Source organism: Acidobacteriota bacterium (assembly GCA_018268895.1).
Taxonomy (GTDB): domain Bacteria; phylum Acidobacteriota; class Terriglobia; order Terriglobales; family Acidobacteriaceae; genus Edaphobacter.
This window is the reverse complement of record JAFDVP010000013.1, coordinates 198,307-219,442: the sequence shown is the minus strand read 5'-3', so window position 1 is coordinate 219,442 and position 21,136 is coordinate 198,307. Positions and strand designations below refer to the sequence as shown.

The 21,136-nt window shown below is 57.3% G+C and carries 13 protein-coding genes, 1 tRNA gene and 1 pseudogene; 9 read left to right on the top strand and 6 right to left on the bottom strand.

Translation table 11 applies throughout. The features are described 5' to 3' along the window. Nucleotide 1: 1 nt before the first annotated feature. Both JSS95_16895 and JSS95_16890 read left to right on the top strand, forming a co-directional pair. The gene (locus JSS95_16895; GenBank protein MBS1801490.1) at nucleotides 2-1,504 is read left to right on the top strand and encodes an NADH-quinone oxidoreductase subunit M; all 1,503 of its coding nucleotides are present in this window, start codon (nucleotides 2-4) and stop codon (nucleotides 1,502-1,504) included. Continuing rightward, entirely contained in the window at nucleotides 1,501-2,973 is a 1,473-nt protein-coding gene (locus JSS95_16890; GenBank protein MBS1801489.1) for an NADH-quinone oxidoreductase subunit N, read from the top strand. Before JSS95_16895 ends, JSS95_16890 begins: the two co-directional genes overlap by 4 nt. Nucleotides 2,974-3,011: 38 nt before the next feature. Here the strand turns inward: JSS95_16890 and JSS95_16885 are convergent, their stop codons facing one another. From JSS95_16885 to JSS95_16875, 3 genes and pseudogenes are all read right to left on the bottom strand, one after another. Further along, entirely contained in the window at nucleotides 3,012-3,296 is a 285-nt protein-coding gene (locus JSS95_16885; GenBank protein ID MBS1801488.1) for a hypothetical protein, read from the bottom strand. Nucleotides 3,297-4,032: 736 nt separating this feature from the next. Further along, a pseudogene (locus tag JSS95_16880) lies at nucleotides 4,033-4,320 on the bottom strand (IS1 family transposase). Nucleotides 4,321-4,536: 216 nt separating this feature from the next. After that, complete coding sequence (locus tag JSS95_16875; GenBank protein MBS1801487.1) at nucleotides 4,537-7,851, bottom strand: hypothetical protein; 3,315 nt, start codon at nucleotides 7,849-7,851, stop codon at nucleotides 4,537-4,539. 120 nt (nucleotides 7,852-7,971) lie between these two features. Between JSS95_16875 and JSS95_16870 the strand changes: the two genes are divergently transcribed. Both JSS95_16870 and JSS95_16865 read left to right on the top strand, forming a co-directional pair. Beyond that, nucleotides 7,972-11,937, top strand: a complete 3,966-nt coding sequence (locus JSS95_16870) for a VCBS repeat-containing protein (GenBank protein ID MBS1801486.1) — start codon at nucleotides 7,972-7,974, stop codon at nucleotides 11,935-11,937. A gap of 265 nt (nucleotides 11,938-12,202) precedes the next feature. Further along, entirely contained in the window at nucleotides 12,203-13,165 is a 963-nt protein-coding gene (locus JSS95_16865; GenBank protein ID MBS1801485.1) for a site-specific integrase, read from the top strand. 5 nt (nucleotides 13,166-13,170) lie between these two features. Here the strand turns inward: JSS95_16865 and JSS95_16860 are convergent. Further along, nucleotides 13,171-13,245: transfer RNA gene (locus JSS95_16860), tRNA-Val, on the bottom strand. A gap of 330 nt (nucleotides 13,246-13,575) precedes the next feature. Here JSS95_16860 and JSS95_16855 point away from each other — a divergent pair. From JSS95_16855 to JSS95_16840, 4 genes are all read left to right on the top strand, one after another. Beyond that, complete coding sequence (locus JSS95_16855) at nucleotides 13,576-14,226, top strand: sigma-70 family RNA polymerase sigma factor (GenBank protein ID MBS1801484.1); 651 nt, start codon at nucleotides 13,576-13,578, stop codon at nucleotides 14,224-14,226. A 79-nt stretch (nucleotides 14,227-14,305) separates the two neighbouring features. Then, nucleotides 14,306-14,815, top strand: a complete 510-nt coding sequence (locus tag JSS95_16850) for a hypothetical protein (protein MBS1801483.1) — start codon at nucleotides 14,306-14,308, stop codon at nucleotides 14,813-14,815. Nucleotides 14,816-14,903: 88 nt separating this feature from the next. Beyond that, complete coding sequence (locus tag JSS95_16845) at nucleotides 14,904-15,524, top strand: DUF3106 domain-containing protein (GenBank protein MBS1801482.1); 621 nt, start codon at nucleotides 14,904-14,906, stop codon at nucleotides 15,522-15,524. Between the two features lie 567 nt (nucleotides 15,525-16,091). Then, the gene (locus JSS95_16840) at nucleotides 16,092-17,354 is read left to right on the top strand and encodes a redoxin domain-containing protein (protein MBS1801481.1); all 1,263 of its coding nucleotides are present in this window, start codon (nucleotides 16,092-16,094) and stop codon (nucleotides 17,352-17,354) included. Between the two features lie 306 nt (nucleotides 17,355-17,660). Here JSS95_16840 and JSS95_16835 read toward each other — a convergent pair whose 3' ends face one another. Then, the gene (locus JSS95_16835; protein MBS1801480.1) at nucleotides 17,661-18,581 is read right to left on the bottom strand and encodes a proline dehydrogenase family protein; all 921 of its coding nucleotides are present in this window, start codon (nucleotides 18,579-18,581) and stop codon (nucleotides 17,661-17,663) included. A 359-nt stretch (nucleotides 18,582-18,940) separates the two neighbouring features. Further along, nucleotides 18,941-19,756 carry a glycosyltransferase family 2 protein gene (locus tag JSS95_16830; GenBank protein ID MBS1801479.1) on the bottom strand — a complete coding sequence of 272 codons (816 nt, stop codon included), beginning with the start codon at nucleotides 19,754-19,756 and terminating at the stop codon, nucleotides 18,941-18,943. 276 nt (nucleotides 19,757-20,032) lie between these two features. Here JSS95_16830 and sppA point away from each other — a divergent pair, with 276 nt between their 5' ends. Next, nucleotides 20,033-21,097: a signal peptide peptidase SppA gene (gene sppA / locus JSS95_16825; protein MBS1801478.1), complete on the top strand. Its 1,065-nt coding sequence runs from the start codon at nucleotides 20,033-20,035 to the stop codon at nucleotides 21,095-21,097. Nucleotides 21,098-21,136 lie beyond the last annotated feature (39 nt).

The window sequence follows — 21,136 nt, the reverse complement described above, 5'->3', positions numbered from 1 at the left end:
CGTGCTCGCCTGGACCATCTACATCTCGTTTCTGGGAGCGCTGGCGCTGGTGTTGCTGCGGCTGCCTGCAAGGGTGTCGCGCGGCATCGCATTGCTGGCAGCAATCGCGGGGTTTGCAGTCACGCTCGCTCAGTTGCTGCGGCACGCAGACGGAGTCATGACGACGATCGTTCATCGATCGTGGATTCCGTCGCTCGGCATCGAGTACCATCTTGCCGCCGATGGCATCAGCCTCGTGTTGGTCCTGCTCACTGGAATCGTCGCCATCGCCGGCGTCCTCTTCTCCTGGAACATCGAGCACCGCGCAAACGAGTTCTTCGCGCTCTATCTCGCGCTGATCGGAGGCGTGTACGGCGTCTTCCTCAGCGCCGACATATTTCTGCTCTTTGTCTTCTACGAGATCGCCATCATCCCAAAGTATTTCCTCATCGCCATCTGGGGCTCCACGCAGCGCGAATACGCTGCCATGAAGCTTGCCCTCTACTCGCTGGTGGGCAGCGCCATGGTGCTCGTTGTGCTGGTCGCGGCATACGTTGTCGCGGGCGCAAGGACGATGGACCTTCTTGCACTGTCGCAATTTCCATTCTCTCCTCACTTTCAAATGTGGGCGTTTCCGCTCATGTTTGTCGGCTTCGGCATTCTTGCCGGCCTCTGGCCCTTCCATACATGGGCACCTACAGGCCATGTCGCCGCGCCCACAGCAGCCTCCATGCTGCTTGCCGGAGTCGTGATGAAGCTCGGCGCATACGGCTGCTTGCGCGTGGCCATGACCCTGTTTCCTCACGGACTCGATCCGTGGGGATTCACTTTGCTGGGCCTCGCTTCGTGGCGCGATGTCTTCAGCCTGCTTGCGGTAATCGGCATCGTCTACGGCGCATTGGTCGCGCTTGTACAGCAGGACTTCAAATTCGTCATCGGCTACTCCAGTGTCAGCCACATGGGCTTTGTGCTGTTAGGCCTCATGACCCTGAGCCGCATCGGTCTCACCGGAGCGGTATTGCAGATGTTCTCTCATGGCGTCCTGGCGGGCCTGCTGTTCGCCATCGTCGGACGCATGGTCTACGACCGTACACACACTCGCGATCTGGACGCGCTCAGCAGGATGCACCTCAATAAAGCCATTCCCTTCGCAACGGCCGCATTCGTTCTTGCTGCAATCGCTTCCATTGGAATGCCCGGTTTCAGCGGCTTCGTAGCTGAACTCCAGGTTCTCGTCGGAGCCTGGAGCGCATTTCCCATCTATGTCGTTGGCGCAGGCATCGGAATTGCAATCTCCGTTGCCTACACATGGCGCGCCATGCAGAAAGCCTTCTTCTCCGACGCCGCCCCAGAGAGTACAGTGCAGCCGCTTCCTCCCATTTCAATGCCTGAACGCCTCGGGGCTGTCCTGTTGATTGTCGCCAGCGTGACGATCGGACTCTATCCGCAACTGCTCTTGAAGCTGATCATTCCAGCCCTGAACTCGCCGCTGTTTGATGGCCTGCGGAAAGGACACTGGCAATGATCGCAGTCTCCTATGCCGCGCTCCTTCATCTCCTCCTGCCTGAGGTGATTGTGCTTGTCACGGCACTACTCGTGCTCGGCGTAGATCTCCTGATCTCCCGAACCGCTCAGACGCATACCCCGCGTACTGCGGGAGCCGTCATCTCCGGGCTCGGCTGCATTGGCGCAATCGCCCAGATCGTGTGCGCTCCACAACAGGCCAACATCTTTGATGGAACTCTCGTCATTGGACCGGAGACACAGCTGGTTCAGATCGCCCTGCTCGTCCTGACAGTATTTATCGTGGCCCTTTCGGTTGACTCTTCTTTTACGTCGCACGTTGGCGAATACTTTGCTGTCACCCTCTTTGCAACCGTAGGCATGATGTTCCTCGTAAGCTCGCAGAATGTCCTGCTCATCTTTCTCTCGCTGGAGCTGTTGAGCCTCTCTCTGTACGTTCTGGCAGCATTCAACAAGCGCAGCGCGCATTCAGCAGAAGCCGCATTGAAGTATTTTCTCTTCGGTGGAACGTCGGCCGCATTCCTGTTGTTTGGGCTGAGCCTTCTCTACGGCCTGTCCAACTCAACCAATCTCGTGCAAATTGCGCACGCAATGAAAAGCACGCACCTGGACCCGCTGCTGGCGGTGGCAATCGTCATGATCGTCCTCGGGTTTGGCTTCAAGGTCGCGGCAGTCCCATTTCATTTCTGGGCGCCAGACGTCTACGAAGGAGCGCCCGCCAACAGCGCGGCCCTGATCGCCTCCACCGCAAAGGTCGCGGGCTTCGTCATCTTCTACCAGGTGATGACCGTCGGCTTCGCGGGAGCAGAGGGCAGCGCCGACTGGAGACGCTACGCTTCAGGCTGGGTCCCAGTTGTCGCAGTCGTTGCAGCTTTGTCGATGGTCCTGGGAAATCTCGTCGCCATCATGCAGACCAGCGTCCGCAGGCTGCTTGCCTACTCGGCAATCGCGCAGGCAGGATACATCCTGCTGGCGCTCGTATCGCACACCGAACTGAGCTTCGGCGCGCTGCTCTACTACGCGGTCACCTATGCGCTGACCGTGATTGGCGCCTTTGGTGTCGTCTCAATTGTCGAAGAACGGGCTGGCGGTGAAAAGCTCTCCGACTTTGCCGGGCTCAGCCGCCGTGCACCCGTGCTCTCCTTCTGCATGCTGATCTTTCTGCTCTCGCTCGGAGGAATTCCGCCCCTGGCGGGGTTCTTCGGCAAATTCTTTCTCTTCGCTTCAACGCTGTCCGCGGGGCAACATACGCTCGGCCTGCTCTGGCTGGTGGTTCTGGCCATCGCCATGAGCACAGTATCTCTCTACTACTACCTGCAAGTGTTGAAGCGCATCTATATCGCGGAGCCGCCTTCCGGGGCCGTTTCGCTACAAGTGCCGATCGTAAGCCAGCTTGCTCTTTGCGCCATTGCGCTGATCATTCTGCTGCTGGGCTGCGCGCCAAACCTTTTTTTAGAATGGCTGCATTAACCAACTCGCATCGCACACATCTAACGCGTACTGAGCGGCTAACTGCTCTCGCTCTCCGTGACGTCCTGATAGCACTTGGCGACCCTGATGACCCTTGCCAGTTCGTGGACGTCTCGCACGTCCGCCTCGATCTCTCCAATACGCAGCCGTGCAGTGCGGCCGTGGCGGGCCTGCAACCATGTACCCAGCGGGGCCTCCAGAGCCGGCGCCAGCGCGGCGTCGAGTGGGACCTTCCACTCCCCCGAGACCGCCGGTGGGCAATCCGAGCAAGGCGCAGGAGAGTTCACCTCGCGAATCGCAAGGCCGTCCGCCCGAAGCCTCACTCCAAGCTCCCGCAGCTCCGACTGGTAGTCGGTGCTCCTCCACGGGGGGTCTTCCGGTGACGGAATCGTACTGATTCGCAGCTCCATGGCCAAGCCTCCAGTCCTTCGTCTACCCAGCGCCTTTCAGCGTCCGAAAGCTTAATCTGTGCGGGCATCTATCAGCAACGAATTTCTTTACACCTGCAACGAGGCGATCCACAGATTCCCAGGATGTTCCCGGCTTTCATGAATTACATCGCCAAGCTGTTGATTTACTTGGTGGACACAGCAGGATTCGGATCTACGACTTGTAGCGCTCGCCTCGTTCGAGATTGCTCTGGCTTGGGTCGCAGTGGTATGGCTCGGACTCGCTGTATCACTTCGCCTGATTGGCCGCCGAATCAGGCTTGCCGGCCTGACCTATCAGGAACATCTGCTCGCTCTCTTTGTATCCGCTCAATTGCTTGGATTCAAACCTGTACGCCCAGAGAGCAATTGAGCGCTATCTGCCCTTTGTTATTTGCGCCACAGTCTTTATGCCATATCGCGTTTCTGCACCTTATCTGACGCTCCATACAGAGGCTATACCGCATGGGGACATACCTGAACAGCAACGATTCTGCTTGCCTCGCTTGCCTGGCATGAATCTACGTAGCCATGGTGGCTCGCATGCGTCTGGGCTGTGTTTGCGCTCGGTCTGGTGATTATAGACCGCGTATTCGAGGTCGAAGAACTCCCTTGGCAAGCCGGTAGTGGGTCAGTTTAAAATTCTTTTCTTGTAAGGGCCACGCGGTTTTGGTCCCGGCTCAGGTGCGAGGGAAGCCAATTCAGCAATTATCCAGGCGTGATCCGTGAATCCGGCTTCCATTGCTGGCGTGACACGGAGCGTTTGATGCACCCGACAGAAGTTGTAATACATGAAATAGAGTGCAACAGACGCCTCATGGTTCTGGAGTTTTTTCGAGAAGCCATTGCTCAGGCGTGTAAATCAGCGGATGCTCATGCGCATGGTGAGGTTCTGACGTTCCACAAACGATGTACTAATGTGAGTCGGATCGGGATTCCTCTTTAGCACAGCCGTCTGGATACCTTGGATTCTGCCGGGGCTGTACTTCGTATCGAAGGAATCCGAGCCATAGAGTTTTACTGTTGATCCCGCACCATGTCATCCAAACCCGATAGCCTTACAAAGGCAACCTCAGCTTCAAATTAGGTAACCTCGTCCAGGAAATTCTGAGCCCTCATAGGTACTGGCTGCACCTCACGGTATGGATAGATTGTTGGGTTCGGCTGTGCGCTGCATAATGTTGACGATACGATGTTGCGGCTTGACACCGGTTGTGAGCGGGGCAGTTTCCTGACGCAGAAAATGCTGGATCGAACTCTGAGAACTCCAGACGTTTGCGTTCCCATTTTCATCATCGTGCGGATGAATGAGATGAGCTACTGGAGGAGGCTCTGGCAGAGAACCGAGGTCAATGACCGCAATACTGTCTCCGTTGCTCGTAATACCTATCTGGACATTGTCTTTCCCGTCGCTCACTAGAGCTCTATAAGAGGGAGAGAGAGCAACAGGAAGCGAGATGCGCGACCGGAAGACTCCCGTTCTGGCGTCAAAGACATCAATGGAATGTGTGTTGGGTTGAAAGAACAGCCCCCCGTCCGTCGACATTGTTGCGCCGTAGACGGGGTCTGCGTCGACGCTCTCCCTCCAGTTGAGGGCGAGCATGCCAAGCAGGTTCATATTGCTGTCCATCATGAAGCCGTCTGCAAACAGATTGGTTTGGCTAGGAGCAAGCACGACCTCATAGCCGCCCTGTCCGATGCTTCCGGTCCTCTCAAAGGGATAAGTAACTGCTCCAGTAGAAGCATCAATAGCGGCGATAATCCCGGAAGAATTGAGGTAGATTCTTGCGCCGTCGGCACTCATCGGTAGACGACCATACTGATATGGCCCTTCCGACGAGAACGTATAAACAAACCCTCCATAGGTAGAAATCCTTCCTGTTGACGGATCCAACGTCATCAGGAAGGGAGCGCCTGTACCGTTGAGATCGAACGTCGTAAAGTAGACGGTCCCTGAATTGGTAATCGCGACTCCAGAAGGAGTTTCGATATTGGGAGTGCCTCCGAATACCTGTGACGCAAAGGGATAGCTTTTGATTGAAGTTGGATTGTCGGGATCGATGATATAGATCGCAATCGCGCCAGCGTCAGAAACAACCATCTTCGAACCATCTAGCGAGAGACAGATGCCAAGCAGGCGCTGCGAACCGTATGCTCCAACAGGTGCAGGAATCGCGATAGGGTTCAGCCATTTACCCTGCGAGCGTGAAAACACACGAATCTGGTTCGTGTCGGTGAAGTAGTACAGATCACGACGGCGATCGTATATGCCGTCCACCAGCTTGGCTCCGGTTGCAGGCAAGACCTGGACCGCAGGAAGATACTGAATTGCCTGCTTGAGGGTCGTCGCACCTGAAGTGTTACTAACAGTAATGTCGACGGAAGAACCGGCTGATCCAGGCGGAACAATGTATTCGATCCCAGCAAGCGGAAACGGCGAAGCAAGAAAGGTGCTGTTGGCCAAATATGCTTGAGGAAGATAACCGGTAAGCTTCGCGTTGCTGGTGCCTACCTGGACCTGAAGATCCGAAGGTGGGGTTACGACGGGCTGAGCGCTACTGGTCAAAGCATTTGGGCCGAACCCATATCCAAATATCTGCGCTGGGCCTCCGCCCTCAGCCGTAGCGTATATTGTGGGGGCCTCGAGTACTGTGGGGCCATACGAAAATGCTTCAGGCAAAATCTGTTCGCCACCATCGCTTGCGAGTGTGGTCACATCGACTACACCGGGAACCCCACTCGGAGAGGTCGCTGAGATCGTGACGCCTCCGGTCGTCGAAATAGAAACGCCACTGGCAAGGTTGTTACCAAAAAAAGTCGCGCTCACCGAGGATAATGGTGCTCCTCCATATGTGGTCTGCAGCTGCCATGTCGTCGTAGTACCTCCAGCGATAGGACCGTATGTCGTACTCAAAAGAGCAGGACCAAAAGGAGTTCCCGCCGTGGAGGTGTTCAAAGCATTGATGTCCAACAGGCCCACACCCTGATCGAGCACACCCGCAATAAGCCCGTTGCTGCTGACGGCTTGCATATAGGGGGTAGAGGGCGCAGCTGCGCCGTTTAGTTGCACATTAGGAAGCCAACCAGCAAGAGCACCTGTGGACATGTTGTATGCGTAAACAAACGCTCCGCTGCTGATATATAGCGTTTGATTGTCAGGACCTATCACCAGCGATGGGTATTTCAAAAGGGATTGTGACGATTTTGTTGTGAAAGAGTTCTTCAACTGCAAGGTCGCCGCATCGAGCACATAAGCAGTCGTTCCTGTAGAAGCAACGACTGTGTTTCCGTCTGGACTTACAGCCAGGCTCGCAAGCGCACTGGCGCCCCCGTCTGCCAGCGTTTTTGACCAGACCCAGGAGCCTGAGACAGGATCAAGAGAACAGAGGATTGAGCTTCCCAGTGAGGTCAGTATCGGAGTCAGCAGGATTCGGCTGCGATTATTGGTAAGGATGCCATATTCAAACCCAGCCAAACAGCTGGATTTTTCAGGCATGAGGCCGTCGAAATTAGATGGATCGACAAATTTGACAATCGAGTTACTGGAAGGATCCCACAAGGCGAGTGGTCCATTACCGTCAACCCAGGAATACCCCGGCAGGAGATTATATGTTTCGAGCAGCAGTTTGCCGTTGGACAGCGCGTAAACTGCGTTGGCACTGAAACCATAAGGGCTGATCGTATTCGCCGGATAGCGTTTGATGATACTCAGTTGTACCGGGTCGATCACGTAAAGATCGCCGATCATGGTGCCGACATAAAGGACGCTGCCATCTGGAGCCTGATCCAGGCCGAATGCACCCGGCACAACTAAGGTTGAAATTTGTTTCTGCGTCACCGAATCGATGACGTTGAGATGGTTTGTATAAGGATCAGAAGCAAAAAATCGTCTCGTTGGCGAGTGAAAGATGGTCCAGTTCGGCGGTGGATATGAGGTGTAGGATGTCGTCGCGTCCGTCCGAAGGTACTTTGATCGGGATGGAATTATAGGCGTGGCAGCCTTTATCGTTAGGTTCAATTGAAGCTGATGCGAAAGCGTACCGCTTGAGCTTTGGATCGTGGCAGAAGCTGGACCAGCTACAACTGTGCCGCTTGCAGCAAAGACTATGATTTGTGTCCCCGAAGGTTGCAGCGTGAATGAGGATGGCGAAGCCGTAATGCCAGCCGGGAGTCCTGTGATGGAAACATTAATGGAGCCTGCGAAACCATTCGACAGTTGGGCTGACAATGTGACCGGTTGATTGGTTCCTGCCGTCACTGTGAGGCTGGAAGGCTGGAGCGACAGGGAGTAGTCCGCGCTTGCGCCATTGCCACCACCGCCCTGGTTCCCACTGCCGGATGAGCCGCCACTGCCACAACCTGTGGCTATGACTGCTGCCAAAAGCAGGCAACAGCAAATCCATCCTTTGAAGCCGAAAAGATCTTTGTAATCCTTACCTGCAAATGACATGCCCTGGAAGTTCTCTCGGAAGACTTGCTGATAATATGTCACAATTCTCGATTGAACAACCCTTTACGACATGCTATTTTTGCGATTGCTTATTTCTCGATTTTCAGGAAAATACGAGCTATGCGCCGATTGTTATGCTTTCTTGTTCTAGCTCTCCCGGCGCTATCCTGGACCCAGGAACGCAAGTTACAGAATCCCGTCCTTCTTCCTACAACTGGTGATCCAGGTGCGGTGGCCGCCGGCGATTGGAATCGCGATGGCAAGACCGATCTCATCTATATTGATGGCGTCCCCAATGCAACCCTGCATGTTCTCCTGGGGAATGGCAATGGGACGTTTATTCCCGGCCAGTCGATAAATCTTCCGCCGGATTCTTGCCATCAATACGTTGGACGTAATTGCTATCTGATCTCCGCTGACGTCAATGGAGACAACAAACCGGATTTGATATTCGGAGCCGTTGGAAATCAGTTTATTGGGATCATCACGCTTCCAGGCAACGGCGATGGCACCTTTGGGGCACCTATTGCTTCCGCGATCAACTATCAGGTATCCAACCCATATACGATCTTTCGCCCTGCGGTAGGAGATTTCAATGGTGATGGCAAGCCTGATCTGGTGATTGCTGATGCTATGAACGGAGGTATTTATTTCTTAGCGGGCGACGGCGCAGGGCATTTCCTATATAGCTCTAAATTTTCGAACACCAGATACAACATCGGCAGACCTGCACAGATTTATGCTCGCGACTTTAACGGGGACGGCAAATTGGATGTCCTCGTTTTGTCCTCTGGAGGCACAACGAGCGCAGTCGTCTTTTATGGCAATGGAAGCGGTGGCTTCACGGAGGGACCCGGCTATTCTGTCGGGCCGATCAACACCTATTATTACGCGACCTTTACAGCGTATGTGGATGTCACAGGAGATGGCATTGCCGATCTTGTGGGGAACGATCCCCAAAGCAACATCTGGGTCTTGCCCGGTAGGTCCGATGGGAGTTTTGGGACCGCGTTCCAGCTTACCGGTCAAATTGAGCCTAACGACATCCTTCTGACAGCGGCCGATGTCAACGGAGATGGTCTGGCCGACTTCATCTTGCAGACGGCCACAGGGATTCGAGTCCTTCCAGGTTCCACTGGCGCTACTTTGGGAAATGCGCAGGTGGCGACGACTGGCATTGCGAATGCCTTGGTCACGGTGACAGGAGATTTCAATAACGATGGAGTTCAGGACATCGCCAGCGGGACGGAGGGAGGCATTGTTCTGCTGTTTGGGAATAGGACCGGAAATTTTACGAACTCAACGCTGATCGATACCGGCAAGCCGGTTTCAGCGGCAATTTCGGGTGATTTCAATGGTGATGGAAGAGATGATGCGCTCATCCAACAGTACGATGGCAGCTTTAAAGTTTTCTTTGGACAGCCGGCTGGTGGCTTTTCCAGCGGTCCGGCGTTTACACCTTCCAGTTCGCTCACCTACATCGGCAACGCTACTGGCGACTTTGACGGCGATGGCAAACTTGATGTTGTCTTCAATCACAATGGGCTCCAGGTCCTTTTCGGAAACGGCGACGGGACCTTTAATCCAGGTCCCGTATCACAAGCCCTGACATGGGGTCTGGTTGCCGATCTAAACGGGGACGGAAAATCCGACATCGTTGGGGTGACAGGCCCGTTCATCGATTCTGCTAGCAACTATTTCTATAGCCTCACAGCCATGATGGGCAATGCCAGTCGTATGCCGACGACGACAACGACTACGCTTCCCCCGGATTATCGTGGGAACTATACGCCTTTCATCATCGCTGTAGGAGATCTTAATCTCGACGGACACACTGACGTCGTTCTTTACGACCGCAATCAGCAGAACGCGCAGACATGGCTTGGCAATGGAGACGGAACGTTTCGCGCCGGCAGCACTGTAGACCTTTCGGCATTACAGCTTTCTCTCGGCACTCTGACGTCAACAATACGTATCGGAGGAGTCGTCGACCTGGATGGAGACGGGAAGCCAGACCTGGTCGCGTTAGGTTTACAATCGACGGCCAACGCCAGCGTGCCCGTATGTCTTGTCATATTTCATGGAACCGACAATGGCGGCCTCAGTGTGCCGCAAATCATTCCGCTGAGCCACAACTATTCGTCTATTTATCTCAGCGACATCGACCAGAACGGCAAACCCGATATCGTTCTGACGGATAGCGCTTTGATCTCTGTCATCCCTAATATGGGAAATGGAGTCCTTGGCACCGAGCAACACTATGTAAACGGCCAGTCGATGATGGAGGTTTCCCTCGGAGACTTCAATGGCGACCGCTTTCCAGACCTGATGGGGACTACAGCCAGACCGGTAGCTTCCTCTGGAGGCAATCTTGTTTCCGTGCTTCTGAACCAACCGGATGCTCGCCAAACCGTGACCGGAACGATTCACGCCAACCCTGCAACCGTTGCATCTAACCAGGGCTTCACTCTGACCAGCTTGCTTACCCCAACCATAGCAGGGAGCCCATCTCCATCCGGCACGGTTGACTTCAGCATCGGTGGCCTGGATATCGGTACTGGGCAGATACAAAACGGAACAGTAACCCTGACCATACCTGGCACTGTCACGCAGGCGATTGCCTATGGCCGCTATACCGTTGCAGGAGTCTATTCCGGAGATAGCAGCTATCCCTCTACCTGGATAAGTGGAACACTTACGGTTCTCAAACCCGATTACCAGACCTCGACATCCCTGACGGCTACACCTACGTCAACACTACTTAGCAATAACGTCAATCTCACCGCCGTCGTTACTGCGCCCGCCACCGTCACAAAAGGAGTCGTGACTTTTTATGACGGAGGCGCAATTATTGGCCAGAGCAACGTTTCTTCGACTGGAACTGCCAGCCTGGATACAAACCTGCTCAGCGTCGGGACACATAGTCTCACCGCCATTTACCAAGGATTTTCCGCTCCCAGTCGTTCTACCGGGAACGCGATCTTTGAGGCCAGCACATCGTCTCCTGTGATCGTTACAATCACAGGTTCGGCTACGTCGACAACACTAACGCAGTCGCCCCAGCCCCCTGTTCAGGGTATGGTGCTAACGCTAAGTGCCGACGTCACATCTCCAGGCGTCTCTTCTGTCCCATATGGGAGCGTGAGCTTCTTCGACGGAACGAGCCTGCTTGGGACCGTAGCTCTCAACGGCCAAGGCTCAGCCTCCTACAATACCTCCTCGTTAGACGGAGGCCAACATAGCCTATCCGCGGTTTATAACCAAAATGGCATTTTTATATCGAGCACCTCGGCCATAGTGCCCGTTACAGTAAGGGCCGCTGCTGCAGGCCTCCGTAGTTCTTACGTGCTGTTTACCAGGACAGATGCAAATCCGAACGGGTCCGGTGCGATTCTGACAGTAACAGTGAGCTCCAGCAATGGACAACCGGCTGGTTCGGTCACGCTCATTGAAGATGGACAGATCGTCGGTACAACATCGGTTGAAACGTCAGGGATTGCTCCATTTACAGTGAAGAACAGTGATGCTTTCGTTCACACGTTCTATGCAAGCTATGCAGGTTCAGCAGAGTATGCGCCTAGCAGCTCGCTGGCTGTCACATCCACAGACTATGCTCCCTCGGATTTTTCGCTGCGTTGGTCTACGCCACAACAAAGTCTCTCCGCAGGCAACCGCTCCATAAACTCCATTTCGAGTAGTTCGCCAGCCTTCATTCAGGTAAGTGCTGTGGGAACATGGAATAGCGTCGTGAGTCTCTCCTGTCAGTCCAGAAACTATGTCTGCGACTTTGCCCCGAGCATGATTACCAGATCGGGCGTGTCCTTGCTTATCGTTCGACCAATCGTGACGACATATTCCGCCTCGTTTGCTGGGCCTCTTGTTGCGTTTGTTCTTCTTCTAACCGGACGCCGTTCGCGCCGACGTCTGCAGCTGGCTGTGCTTGTTGCCTTATCGCTAGGCGCTATCCAGGGTTGTGGGCCTGGCACTAAAGAAATCAGAGGCACAGGTCCGGATGTACTCACCATTCAAGCCGCTTCAGGTAATACCGTTCACTCGATTCAAATTGCTGTTAGTTCATTGCGGTAGAACGGACTGTTTGAGTATCGGAAGCCTACCTGCCATCACTCACACTTTTGTTCCAGCATGCCATGCGGTGCGGATGGGCAGAACACATCAGAGCTGACGGGCACTCGTGTTCGCTTGAGAGACCGAAGTTGTTCTCGTTCTGTCACCACGCAAGAGCTTCTGCGTCATGCAACAGCAGTCATCACGCCGGAGCTGTATACGCAGGCAGTCACCGAGGACAAGCGAGAGGCACAAGAACGCACTCGCGGCACTCATCGCCACGCCGATGGCAACGATCACATTCGAGGATTTTATCGAACGTTTCTTCGTACCAAACGCACTGCCCACGCTCAAGCTATCCACGCGCAAGCGGTATCGCTCGACACTCAACTATCACCTCAAACCTGCATTTGGTCACAAACGCCTGTGCGACATTTCTACCCTGGACTTGCAATCGTTCGTCTTGCAAAAGATGGATATGGGTTCCGGTTGGGAAGTTTGCAATCACCTCCGCAATCTCATGTCGAAGGTGTTCGAATCAGCGAAGAAGTGGGGGCACTACGCGGGGGAGAATCCCGCTACCGGTGTCGAACTACCGGAGAAGATTCCGGTTCACGAAAAACACGCGTTGACCGCAGAGCAGAGCAAGCGTCTGCGAGCCGTGTTACCGGAACCGGTTCGAACGATGGTGCAAACCGGGATTCTTACCGGTTTGCGCGTGGGGGAGATTCTCGGCCTGCGTTGGCAGGATGTGGACTTTCCCAACCGGTTGATTCGGGTTCAGCAAGCCGTTTACCGAGGCTCACTGGGTTCTCCGAAGACCAAAGGCAGCAAACGCACCTTACCCCTTGCCGAACCCTTGGCAGTGGCCTTGAACCGTCACCGTCACAACTCAAACCAAACAGACGGTCTGGTGTTTCCCACCAGTGCCGGTACGCCCAACAGCGATTCGAACCTGCTGGCCCGCCATCTGAAACCGGCAGGCAAGCAGATCGGAACCCCGTGGCTGGGTTGGCATACCCTGCGACGGACTCATGCAACCCTGCTCTCGCAGTCTGGAGCCTCACCAAAGGACGCTCAGGCACAGCTAGGGCACGCACACATCTCGACCACGATGGATATCTACACGCAGCCGACACCCGCACATCAACGCCAAGCCGTCGAAGCGATGGCTCAATTGGTGACGAATGGTGACGAGTTGGCCATATGGCCGGAGATGGCAAATCCGCAAATCACGCATATTCAATGATTTGATGGTGGGCGCAGCAGGATTCGAACCTACGACTTCCACCGTGTGAAGGTGGCACTCTACCGCTGAGTTATGCGCCCTGTCTGAACTCGCGCCATTCTTCAGGGGGCTTCCCTGGAATGGGCCAGATCTTGCTCATTCAGGATACCATTCCATCGGCGATTGGCCAAAAGCACCACGGCGGCGCTCTACACCCGTCTTTACGTTCCCCCACGCCTCAAAAATGTCACTGTTTTGCTTCATTTTCGGCGATTTACGATACATTGCCGGGCGGTACAATCGAGCGGAAGCACATGCCTGAGTCTCCCCACACCGCCCCGCCAAAGCCGCCCAGGCCCCATACCGCTGCGGATTCCCCGGAAATTGCGTCAAAAGCGCAACCCCGGGACGAAGACGGTGTTAGCAACGGTATGGCGACTCTCGCGATGAATCCGCAGTTGGCAGAACGACTTCCGGCCCCCGGCCAGCAGGTTGCTCCGGCCGCCTTCGCGCAGATGGACGACGCCGCGATCATGCTCCAGTTGCGCGACGGCAACATGGCCGGTTTTGATTACCTGATTCAGAAGTACCGCAAGCCGATCATCCATTTCATGTACCGCATGGTGCACAACCAGGCCGTCGCCGAAGAGCTTGCGCAGGAGGTGTTTCTCCGCGTCTACCGTTCGCGTGAGACGTACCGCGCCGAGGCCCGCTTCAGCACCTGGCTCTATCGCATCGCCACGAACCTCGGCGTCAACCACGCGCGCGACACCAAACAGGAGCGTTTCGCTTCCACCATCCATCTCGACGAGGTCGATCCCGAAACCGGGACCACGCCCGACGTTGCCGACTCCACCATCGGGGCTGAGACCAACATGCTGCGCACGGAGCGGATGAACGCCATTCGTCAGCATGTGATGGCCCTGCCGGAGCGCCAGCGCATGGCCGTGCTCATGCACAAGTACGAGGGCATGGACTACAAACAGATCGGCGAGGTGCTGAAGCTCAGCGAATCCGCCACCAAATCGTTGCTCTTTCGCGCCTACCAGACGCTGCGCGAGAAGTTGAAGGCTTTTGTGTAGTTATTTCGTCCCATCTTTGGGACCTTACGGCGCGCCTGATGAGCGCCGGTAGCTTTAGAGGATTGGAAAGGGTTACACCATGATCTGCCGCAATGCAAAATCCGCTCTTCCGGAACTGCTTCTCGATCCGGGCGCACCGTCGAGCACTGCGGTTCGCGCGCATGTCGACTCCTGCGCCGAATGCCGCGACGAGCTTCGCTCGCTGGAGGCCACCTTCTCTCTGCTCGATGAGTGGAAGGCCCCCGAACCCTCTGCCTACTTCGATCAGAAACTGGCCGTGCTGCTGCGCGAGGAACAGGCCAGGCCGCCCGCGGGATGGTTCGAGCGCATGCGCTCCCGCCTGCTCTTCAACACTGGCCGTCAGTTCCGCCCGGCCTTTGCCGGCGCGCTCGCCCTGGCGCTTCTGATCGGCGGCGGCACCATCGCCGACTTCTCGGCACGCTCCGGCGGCGGACATGGCGTCTCAGCCACCGTCACCGACCTTCAGGTCTTCGACAAGAACGACCAGGCCTTGCAGACAATGGACCAACTGCTTCAGGACGACAGCTCTCCGGACGATGGGGCATCGCAGCCTGGAAGCTCGCTGTAAGGAGTAAAAATTTTCGCTGAAAGGAGAGGGGGAACGCAGTAAGCTCATTACCAGGGATCGCCCATCCTCACTCCTCTGTACAACTTTTATGCTGCACGCTGCCACAGTTCGCCGCACGCTCACGTCATCGTTGATGGTGGCTGCGCTCCTGTTTGGCCCAAGCGCGCTCTACGCGCAGAGAGGCGGCCGCCCCCCCGCGCCTCGCATGACAGCACCGCCCCCCCATGCCAACCACCCGGGGCAGAACCAGGAGCACCTGGGGCAGTGGATGGACCGCCACAGCAATCTCCCTCTCGCCCAGCAACAGAAGGCGCTCGAGAGCGAGCCCGGCTTCCGCGACCTTCCCTCGGAGACGCAGCAACGGATGCGCGACCGGCTGACGCAGCTCAACAACATGCCGCCGGAGCAGCGCCGTCGGCTCCTCGAACGCAACGAGGCCATCGCCAACCTCCCCGTGGCACAGCGGCAGCAGGTTCGCGGTGCGATGAAGCAGTTCTCCAGTCTCCCGCGCGATCGCCAGCGACTGGTCGCGAAGGCCTGGCGCGACCTGCGCGAGATGCCGGAGCCGCAGCGTCAGTCCATCATGTCGTCGGACAGTTTCCGGTCGCAGTTCTCGGACGAAGAGCGCAGCACGGTCTCCAACCTGCTCGCCGTCGAACCGTACCTCCCGGTCAAGAAGAGCAACGAACCCTCCGAGTTCGGCAAGTAGTTCTGCCTCTTCCATCATTCAATTTGTCATCCTGAGCGAAGGGTGACAGGTTTAAGAAGAGATAGCCGCCCGAAGGCGGCTATATATAGAGCGAGGAGGAAAGCGCAGGGCTATGGCCGGAGGGGATGCCGTTGCTTCTTGGCCCAGCGTCAAAGATTCCTCTGCACCACATGAACTCAGCCGATCAGGAGTGCGGCTGAAGGATCACGCTCATCGTACCGGCACAGGCAGTTTCTCTGAACGGCTCCCCTCCTCCATAGTGTTCGTATTCTGTTACGTTACGGTCGGAGAAGCCTATACAACTTTCGGATAATAAAGGCCTTCGCCGCACCAATTTCTTCCCTTCCCATCTCGTCTTGACGCGATCGTCCGGGCGGCATACCCTTAATCCATGAACACGCCTCACATCCTCTGTTGTCGCTGCCGCTTCGTGCTGGCCTGCACAGAGGCGTGTTGCGCTTTGAGCTAAGAGCGCCTCTCCTGCACTACCCCCACTCGTTACAACTGAAGAAAGAATTGAGCCCCGCTATGATCCCATTCTCTGGGAAGCTTCTCGCTGGATCACTCTTGCTTGCCACCTCTGCCTTTAGCGCAACCTCCACACCGCTTGCAGGAACCTGGGAGGGCGCGGCGACTGTTCGCGGCCAGCAGGTCCCGCTTCACCTCCGGATCAGCGGCCAGCCCGCCAATCTCAAAGCCGTCCTGGTCAACGGCCCGGAACAGGCGCCCGCGTCGTCGGTCAGCTACAAGGACGGCAAACTTACCCTCGTTTTCAACTACTTTGCGCGCTCACTCGAAGCCACGCTCGACAACAACAACCAGCTCACCGGCACCTTCGGACTGATCTCGCCCGGAACCCCGGCGCATCCCTCACCCGCGCGTGTTCCGCTCACGCTGCACGCCGCGTCTGCCGCAACGCCACAGGCTGGTCCCCACAACCCAGACGGCCCGTACATTCAAGGCGACTGGGAGATCGCCGTCGCCAGCGCAAAGGGCGAGTCCGCATGGCAGCTCAGCGTCCAGCAGCCGGCGGAGCAGCCTGCCGTCGTCCATGCCGTCATCCAGCGTATCGATGGAGACACGGGCTCGCTCTACGGTTCGTGGGACGGTCATCAATACACCGTCAGCCACTTCACCGCCGCCGGCCCGGCGCTCTACTCGCTCGTGCCGCAGCAGAACGGAACGCTGCTCGTATCGAACCTGCTCGCGGCCGAGTCGCAGAAGGCGCAGGCACGGGATCTCGTGGCCCGCCGCCCTGCCGATGCGCGCAGGCAGAACCTTGCCGCTCCTACGGAGTCGACCGAACAGACAAAGGTGAAGGACCCCTCCGCGCCCTTTACCTTCAGCTTCCCAAACCTCGCGGGCAAGCAGGTCTCCAGCACCGATGCTGAGTTCAACGGCAAGGTGGTCATCGTCGCCATCGGCGGCTCATGGTGCCCCAACTGCCACGACGAGGCCCCCTTTCTCGAAGCCCTCTACAAGAAATTTCACGGCAAGGGCCTTGAGATCGTCAACCTCTCCTTTGAGGAGGAAGACCAGCTCAAGAACCCCACGCGGCTCCGCGCCTTCGTTGCGCGCTATGGACTCACTTATCCCGTCCTCGTCGCCGGAACACCGGATGAGCTGAACGAGAAGGTGCCGCAGGGAGACCACCTCAACTGCTGGCCGACGTCGTTCATTCTGGGCCGCGATGGCCGGGTGAAGGAGGTCCACGCCGGGTTCGCAGGACCGGCCAACCCGCCCGCGCACGCCGCGCTCGAACGCGACGTGACAGCGACGCTGGAGAGGCTGCTGGCCGAACCAGCGCCTACGCGGACGGCCTCGCGGTAAAGCCACCGAACACGTTTGTCATCCTGAGCGAAGGGTCCGCGCTTCTGAGGGCCCGCAGTCGAAGGACCTGCATTTTGCCTGTGCCTGGTAGATTCTCGCCGGTGACAAAAAAATGCAGGTCCTTCGACTCCGCTCTGCCCCAGCGCTCCGCTCAGGATGACAAATTTTGGTGAAGTGAAGGAACGCGGCTTCGCTCAGAATGACAAGGAGGGGGAGCAGGATCGTAAGCTGCGCTTGCCCAGGATGACAAAGTAGTGATGGTTACTCATGACGAGCCGTCGAGAGATCGGCAGCTTTCGACGACTCTCAGCTCTTTAAAAAGTTCTTCAGCAAAAAGAGCACGTTCGCGGGCCGCTCCGCGAGCCGCCGCATGAAGTAGGGATACCACTCCGGGCCAAAGGGGACATAGACCCTGACGCCGAAGCCCTGCTTCGCCAGCCTCCGTTGCAGGTCGCGCCGTATACCGTAGAGCATCTGGAACTCGAACGCGCTCTTCGGCACGTTGTGCTGACGAACAAAGGCGAGCAGCTTCTCGACGATGGCCTCGTCGTGCGTGGCGATCCCGCAGAAGACGCTGGAGGTCATCAGACGCTGGGCGAGCTTCACGTAGTTCGCGTCGACGTCGCTCTTCAGCGGGAACGCGATCTCGGGCGGCTCCTGGTAAGCGCCCTTGCACAGGCGAATGCGGATTCCCCGGTTGAGCAGCCGCTCGGCGTCGGACTCAGTGCGAAACAGGTATGCCTGCAACACCGTCCCCACGCGACCCTGGCATCCCTCGCGCGCGTTCAGACGCTCGGCGATCGCAATGGTAGCTTCGGTAAACGGGCTGCCCTCCATGTCGATGCGCACAAAGGAGTCCGCGCGCGCAGCGTGCTCCACCAGCTCGACGGCGATGCTCTCGGCCAGCGCGGGGTCGAAGTCCATGCCCATCTGCGTCAGCTTCAGACTTACGTTGGCGTTCAGTCTTTGCGAGGCGATGGCGTCCAACAGATCGTGGTAGACCGCGCCGTTCCGCCGGGCCTCCGCTGCCGTAGCCACGCTCTCGCCCAGCGCATCGAGCGTGACGGCGATGTCCTCCCGGTTCACGCGTTCACAGGCGGCAAGCGCATCGGCAATCGTCATGCCGGCGACAAACCGGCTCGACATCGTTCTGCCGATCGAAGAGCGCTCGGAGAATGCGCGCAACGCTTTGTTCTGCGAGAGCGCTATAAAGAAAGATCGCAGCATGTCCCTCTACACCAGCCCGAAAGCCAGGAGGTATTGTGCCACGCTGGTGCGCCTGCGGGCGAGTGCGCGATGTGCTCTTTATTGTCCTGACGCTTGTTCAACCATAAATTGTCATCCTGAGCGAAGGGTTCGCTGCTTTTTGCGAACCCGCAGCCGAAGGACCTGCATTTTTGCTCCTTCGGGCGAGAGTCTACCCGCTACGGAAAATGCAGGTCCTTCGACTCCGCTGCGCTCCGCTCAGGATGACAAATTTTGGTGAAGTGAAGGGACGCGGCTCCGATCAGGATGACAAATAAGGGTGTGCTCGGAAGCATAAAGAGTATGTGCGGGGAGGATACGCGAGCAAGAACTGGCAGGCCTTACTTGGTCGTAACCACCTTGGCCACCGGCTTCACTTCCACCGGGCGCGTCACCATGGTGCTGGTGTCGCGCATCGCGGCAATGGCCTCGTCGTAACGGCCGCGGACGGAGTTGGAGCGGATGCGCGCCATCTCCTCGAGCATCTTCATGCCGTCTTTCAGGTAGCTGATGCGCGAGCGCTCGTCGTGGCCCCAGGTCACCGGCACCTCGCGAATGTCATACTTCAACTTGCGCGCGATGAACAGAATCTCCGGGTCGAAGCCCCAGCGCTCGATCGTCTGCAACCGGAAGATCACCTGCGCGGCATTGCGACGGAAGGCCTTGAAGCCGCACTGCGTATCGCGGAACGGAAGTCCCATCACCCTGCGCGTGATCCAGTTGAAGCAGCGTCCGAAGAACTGGCGGTAGAGCGGCTGGTGGATCGTCTGCCTCGCGCGGTCGAGCCAGCGCGAGCCAATGGCGACATCCGCGCCGTCGTTGATGGCAGCGATCAGCCGCTCCGCCTCTTCCATCGGAGCGGAGAGGTCGGCGTCGGTGAACATCACGATCTCGCCGGCAGCCTGCAACAGGCCGTTGCGCACCGAGTAGCCCTTACCGCGATTGCCCGGGTTCTGCACCAGGTGCAGCCTGGAATAGTCTGCCATCCAGCGGTGGACGATGGCGGCGGTGTCGTCCTTCGAGCCGTCGTCGACGACCAGGACCTCGGCATCCCACCCCTGCGCGTCGATGCACGACATCACGCGATCGAGTGCATATTCGATGCGCGCGCTCTCGTTATACGCCGGGATTACGATACTCAACTGCGGATGCGCCATACCTGTCGCCAGCCTTCCTGGGTACTTCAAGCAGAACGATGTAGGGAGGCAGAGGTGCCGCTGTTCATCATACTGCAACTATTGGACGTTGGTACATCGCAGAAAGTCGAAAAATAACTCGCATGGATCAGCCCCACGGTGTTCGCAATGATGCCTTTCTAATCGCGGGCAATTCTGCTGCCATACGTGGCAGGGGCGGACAATAGCCGCTCTGCGTACCACGACGGTCGGCACGTAAAACACCAACTCAGCCGCTTCCCTGCTAAACTCCACAGCATGTCAGAAGAGTTCCCGCAACAGCCGCCGCAGCCGTCGACGCCGCCTCCGCCTCCGCCTTATGCGAGCGGTTATGCCGCTCCCCGGCCGCCATCGCCCTATGGATACGGTCAGCCGTATGGCGCCGGCTACCAGCAGGCTTATGCTCCGGCGCCTCTGCGCCAGCGCTCGCCGTGGTTCTATGTGGCGGTGATCGGCGGCTCGTTTGCCGCGATCTGCCTGGTGATGAGCGCCATGATCTGGTGGAGCATGCGCTCGATCCAGGGCAACGGCTCCGCTCTAGGGCTGGGGTCGAGCCAGATTGCGGTGCTCGATATCGACGGCGTCATCCTCTCGCCGGAGGCCGTCAATGCGCAGTTGCGCAAGTTCGGCAACGATTCGTCGGTCAAGGCGATCATCCTGCACATCAACTCTCCCGGCGGCGGCGCTGCGGCCTCGCAGGAGATCTACCACGAGGTGTTGCGCATCCGGAAGGAGAAGCACAAGCGCGTGGTGGCCTCGGTCGAGAGCGTCGGCGCATCCGGCGCCTACTATATTGCCAGCGCCTGCGACCGCATCTACGCCAACGAGGCCTCGGTGGTTGGCTCGATCGGCGTCATCATGGAGTGGATGAACTACGGCGACCTGATGCGCTGGGCGAAGCTGAAAAACATCACCATCTCAGCCGGCGAGTTGAAGAGCGCGGGCGACCCTAGCCGCGACCTGACTCCCAAGGAGCAGGCCTACTTTCAGTCGCTGGTGGACAATATGTACGCGCAGTTCATCCACGACGTCGCCACGGGACGCAACACCACCGACGACAAGATCAAACCTCTGGCTACAGGACAGGTGTGGACCGGCCAACAGTCGCTCGACCTGGGCCTGATCGACAAGATCGGCGGCTTCCGGACGGCTGTGATGGATACGGCAAAGGACGTCGGAATCTCCGGCGAACCCTCCATTGTGCGCCCGCCGAAGAACAAGCGGAACCTGCTGACGATCCTGACCGACGACGGCGAAGATCTCTTCCCGAACCCGAGCCAGTTGCTGAATCGGTCTCCGGGATTTTATTTCATCTGGAAGTAACTCCACGTCGGCCAACCTTTAGGCGGAGACAGACACCGG